We start from the raw sequence: 4,327 nt of genomic DNA, 5'->3' as shown, positions 1-4,327 counted from the left end.
GTTCCGCCGGTTCCGCCGGTTCCGCCGGTTCTGCCGGCTCTGCCGGTTCCGCCAGTACCGGTGCCGGCTCGGATTCCACTGGCTCCGGTTCCGTCGGCTCAGGCTCGACCAGCTCCGGTTCTCCCTGCGACGGATCCGGGTCGGGCACCGTCTCCCCGTCCGCCGGTGTCGTGCGGGGCGGCAGGAGGTCCAGCACCGCCTGGCGGAGGGCGTCGGACGTCGCGTCGTCGTAGGGGTTGGGCGTGGCCGGGACCTGGAGGCGGTGGACCGGGCCCGTGCCCAGGCGGGCGTAGCCGCGGCCGGGCGGGACCTGGTCGACGGGCGTGGTGTGCGGGGGCGCGCCCAGGACCGACTCGACCTGGGCGGCCGTCGCCGGGCCGAGGATCACGCGCGCGCGGGTGTGCTGCCGTACGGCGTCGCTGAGGGTGTCGACGCTGTCGAGCTGGTCGGCCACCACCACCGTCACATTCGCCGGACGGCCGTGCCGCAGGGGCACCTGGAGGAGGGCCTGGGGGTCCTTGCGGTCGTCGGCGGCGGCCAGGTGGGTGAAGGCCGTCGGGCGGTCCAGGAGGATCCACAGGGGGCGCTTGGTGTCGTCGGGCGGCGGGTGGCCCGCCTGGTGGGCGCGGTTGGCGGCGATGAGGCGGCGCTCGGTCTCGGTCGCGGCCCACTCCAGGCTGGCCTGTGCGCCGGTGAGCCCGCACTCGACGGCCAGGACGCCGTCCCGGCCGGTCAGGCAGGCGTACTCGCCGGTGCCGCCGCCGTCGACGATCACGACGTCGCCGTGCTGGAGGGCCTGGAGGGCGATGGACCGCAGCAGGGTGGAGGTGCCGCTGCCGGGCTGGCCGAGAGCGAGCAGATGGGGCTCGGTCGAACGCGGGCCCGTGCGCCAGACGACCGGGGGCACGTCCCGCCGCTGTTCGCCGTAGGTGAGGGGGAGCGTGCGCCGGACCTCGGTGGGGTCGGTGAAGCCGAGGACCGTCTCGCCGGGGGTGGTGACGAAACGCTGGGCGGCGATGTCGACGGGCAGCGGCAGGAGCACGCTGACCGTCAACTGATTGCCCTCCTCGTCCCACGTGAAGTGGTATTCGCGGCCCCGGCCCGACTTGGCCGCGAGCAGGTGCTCGATCCGGGTGCGGACTTCGGCCTCGCCGTCGGTGAAGTACGCCGGGTAGCGGATCACCAGGTGCGAGATCCGGCCGGCGCCGTCGAACGCGTAGGTGGGGAAGGCCTTGTCCCACGCGCCGCCGTGGGCGTACAGCGGCTCGGGGTCCTCGGCGGCGGAGAAGTACGGCACGAGGGCCTCGTAGAGCGCCTTGAGGCGTTCCGACTGCGACTCGTCGGGCCCGTCGGACGCCGTCGGGGTGCGGTCCCGGCCCTTCCAGGCCGCGGCCGCCATCAGGGTGACGGCGGCGCACAGCGGTCCGTAGGGCAGCAGCGCCACGACCAGGAACACGGAAGCGACGAGGAACAGCAGCGCCCCCCGTCTCTCCTTGGGGGTCTCGGTCCATCTGCGCCGCCCGGCCGCTGCCAGCCGGCGCAGACCGCGCATGATCGTGATCAGCGGGTGGAGGACGTCCGTGGCGCTGTCGGCGGCCGTCCGGGCCAGCTCCCGGCTCCGGGTGAGCTGTGCGCTGCCGTTGCTCAGGATGCGAGGGAGGGGGCGCCGGGCCACTGCTGCCTCCAGGGAGTGCGTACGGGGAGCGGGGTCGTCAGAACTTGATTCCGCCCAGGAGGCTCGCCAGGCTCTCGCCGCCCGCCTTGATGCTCGGGGCGATGGCCGTGCTCGCCAGGTAGAAGCCGAACAGCATCGCCACCACCGCGTGCGACGCCTTCAGGCCGTCCTTGCGGAAGAAGATGAAGACGACGATGCCGAGCAGGACCACGCCTGAGATGGAGAGGATCATTTGAGATCTCCTGGTTCGCGGGGACAGTCACCATGAGTACTTCCAGGCTCACAGGATGTATCCATACGATAAAAGGTGCAACTGGGTGAAATACGGACTATTCCGCCTGGCTGGCGGAGTGGCCCCCGGCCCGGTCGCGCCGGTCTGTTGCGCTCGGCGAGGTCTGTGGTGATCTTTACCTCGGGCACATCGGGTCATGTGCCGCGCGAGCCAGTACTCTGGCGATTCACTCGTACGGCTGCACCGCTGCAGGCGTACGCACCCGACGAGACGCGTGAGAGGCGGTCCGGCCGATGACCGAAGTCCCCGACCCCGAGGTCGTGGAGCTGGCGACCAAGATCTTCGATCTGGCCCGGCGGGGACAGACGGAGGCACTCGTGGCGTACGTCGACGCGGGTGTTCCGGCCAACCTCACCAACGACCGCGGTGACTCGCTCGTGATGCTCGCCGCCTATCACGGCCACTCCGAGGCGGTCCGCGCGCTGCTCGCCCGCGGCGCCGAGGCCGACCGGGTGAACGACCGGGGCCAGACGCCGCTGGCCGGAGCGGCCTTCAAGGGCGAGACGGACGTCGTCAAGGCCCTTCTGCAGGGCGGCGCCGACCCGTCCGCCGGCACCCCCTCGGCGGTCGACACCGCCCGGATGTTCGGTCGGACGGAATTGCTCGAACTGTTCGGCGAGCGCTGAGCCGACCAGTCTGACCTGGAACGACGACGAAAACGGGGGAGGCGGTACGGGGCCGCCGAAATTTCGGTCGCGGCAGATGGAACTGCCGAGTCATCATGACGACGTGGTTCACGGACGTGATGGCTGGGCAGATCTTGCCGCACCGCGCGGACCGTGACCCGGTCCGCAAGGGCCACCGACGAGAGGCAGAGGAAGATGGTCTACAGCAAGCAGGAAACGGCGGGCACTCCGACGTGTTGTCGCGCGGCCAGGTAGTACACGTCCCCGGTTGCGTCGACGCTTGATGTGAGGCTGTTTCCCATGTTCGATCCGGTCATAGCGCCCAGCGGTACGCTGCTCGGCCTGCTCCAGCGGGGCCGCGGCGACGGCACACTGCACGCGCTCACCGCCCCGCGTCCCGAGGCGCTCGCGGCACTGAACCACTGCGTGCTGCGCGATCCCCGCCACGACTGGCAGGTGGAGAACCGCTCCCTCTACTACGCCCGGCTCTTCCTCGACCTGAACGGCGAACTGGACGAGATCGAGGCCCACCTCTTCGGTGCCGAGGACGTCCTCGACACCGACGAGTCACGCACCGGGCTCGCCCTCGCCGTCCTCGGGCATCTCGCCTCCTACGGCAGGCGGGACGCGCTCGAACTGCTGCGCAGGTACGCCGCCCACGGCTCCAACTGGGCCTGGGCCCTCGACGAGCTGGCCCTCAGGGACGACGACGCGGGCCTGCGGGCCCTCGCCGCACCGGTCCTCGCGCGGTTCCCGGCCGACCCGGAGGGCGACGCCGAGCTGGCCGCGACCGTCCGTGACGCCTTCGAACCCCGGCCGTGGCGGCTGTGGGCCGAGGATCCGCGCGAATCCATCGCCACACGCGTGCGTGCCGCCCACGAGACGGGCTGTTTTGACCGCTGGCAGCGGCAGATGCGGCCGGCCGGACCCCGCCCCGGGTGGAGTGTGCAGGCCGTCTTCGCATGGGCCCAGCAAGGCCTCGACCGGGGCGCGGCGCTCCATGTCCCGGCCGCCCGCTGTCTCACCGCCGTGGCGGGGCCCGAGGACCGGGCCGAGATCATCCAGGCGGCGAAGGACGGCGACGACGGAGCCCGGTGCACCGCCCTGCGCTATCTCGCCGACGGCAACGATCCCGACGCCCTCGGTCTGATCGAGAGCGCCGTGGCCACCGGCTCGACGGTCGTCGTGGACGCCGCCGTCGACGCTTTCGAACGCATGCGCTCGCTCGCCGCCGTCAACCAGGCGCGCGGCTGGGCCCGGCGGCCGGACGCGCTGGGCGCCGCCGCCGGACGCGTCCTCGCCTGCCGGGGCGGCGCGCAGGACCGCGACCTGGTCCTCGCGGCACTGCGCGAAGCCGTACGGGGCGACGGCCCCGACGCACCGACCCTGTGGACCCTGGTCGACGGCACCGGACGGCTCGGCATCGCCTGCGCCGCACCCGTGCTCCGCCACATCTACCGCGAGACCGCCTCCTCCCAGCTGCGCTGCCGGGCCGCCCGCGCCCTCGCCGCCACCGACCCCTCCTTCGCCACCGGCTTCGCCGTCGAGTGCCTGTGGGACTGCGAGGAGACCACCCGGGAGATCGCCGCCCGGCACGCCGACCCGGCCGAGGAGGCCGAGGTCCAGACGGCCGTACGCAGCCGGATCGGTCCCGAGGAGACCGCTGTGTGACCCCCACTGTGCGAGCTTGTGGCACCCCCTTGGTGCAAGGATGCCAGGGCGGAATCAGGCCGC

Annotated in this window: 4 protein-coding genes; 2 read left to right on the top strand and 2 right to left on the bottom strand. The window is 72.3% G+C overall.

What is annotated here, in order from left to right:
• The coding region (locus CCL05_RS41940) for an ATP-binding protein (protein ID WP_086565782.1) at positions 1 to 1,675 on the bottom strand (1,675 nt) is incomplete at its 3' end.
• A 37-nt stretch (positions 1,676 to 1,712) separates the two neighbouring features.
• Positions 1,713 to 1,907 (bottom strand): hypothetical protein, encoded by a 195-nt coding sequence (locus CCL05_RS41935; RefSeq protein ID WP_030843336.1) that lies wholly within the window; start codon positions 1,905 to 1,907, stop codon positions 1,713 to 1,715.
• Positions 1,908 to 2,200: 293 nt separating this feature from the next.
• On the opposite strand from CCL05_RS41935, the gene CCL05_RS41930 reads away from it, so the two are divergent.
• Both CCL05_RS41930 and CCL05_RS41920 read left to right on the top strand, forming a co-directional pair.
• Positions 2,201 to 2,593 (top strand): ankyrin repeat domain-containing protein, encoded by a 393-nt coding sequence (locus CCL05_RS41930; protein ID WP_086565781.1) that lies wholly within the window; start codon positions 2,201 to 2,203, stop codon positions 2,591 to 2,593.
• 300 nt (positions 2,594 to 2,893) lie between these two features.
• A complete protein-coding gene (locus CCL05_RS41920) occupies positions 2,894 to 4,264 on the top strand; it encodes a HEAT repeat domain-containing protein (RefSeq protein WP_086565779.1) in 1,371 nt (456 codons plus the stop codon).
• The last annotated feature ends 63 nt before the right edge of the window (positions 4,265 to 4,327 follow it).

Source organism: Streptomyces africanus, from assembly GCF_002150735.1.
Classification (GTDB): domain Bacteria; phylum Actinomycetota; class Actinomycetes; order Streptomycetales; family Streptomycetaceae; genus Streptomyces; species Streptomyces africanus.
The sequence above is the reverse complement of the archived record's forward strand: the minus strand, read 5'-3'. Positions and strand labels throughout refer to the sequence as shown.

What these genes read in the sequence shown, in the direction of transcription:
- CCL05_RS41930 (WP_086565781.1), top strand. Translation starts at nt 2,201, where the DNA reads ATGACCGAAGTCCCCGACCCCGAGGTCGTGGAGCTGGCGACCAAGATC.
- CCL05_RS41920 (WP_086565779.1), top strand. Translation starts at nt 2,894, where the DNA reads ATGTTCGATCCGGTCATAGCGCCCAGCGGTACGCTGCTCGGCCTGCTC.
- CCL05_RS41935 (WP_030843336.1), bottom strand. Translation starts at nt 1,907, where the DNA reads ATGATCCTCTCCATCTCAGGCGTGGTCCTGCTCGGCATCGTCGTCTTC.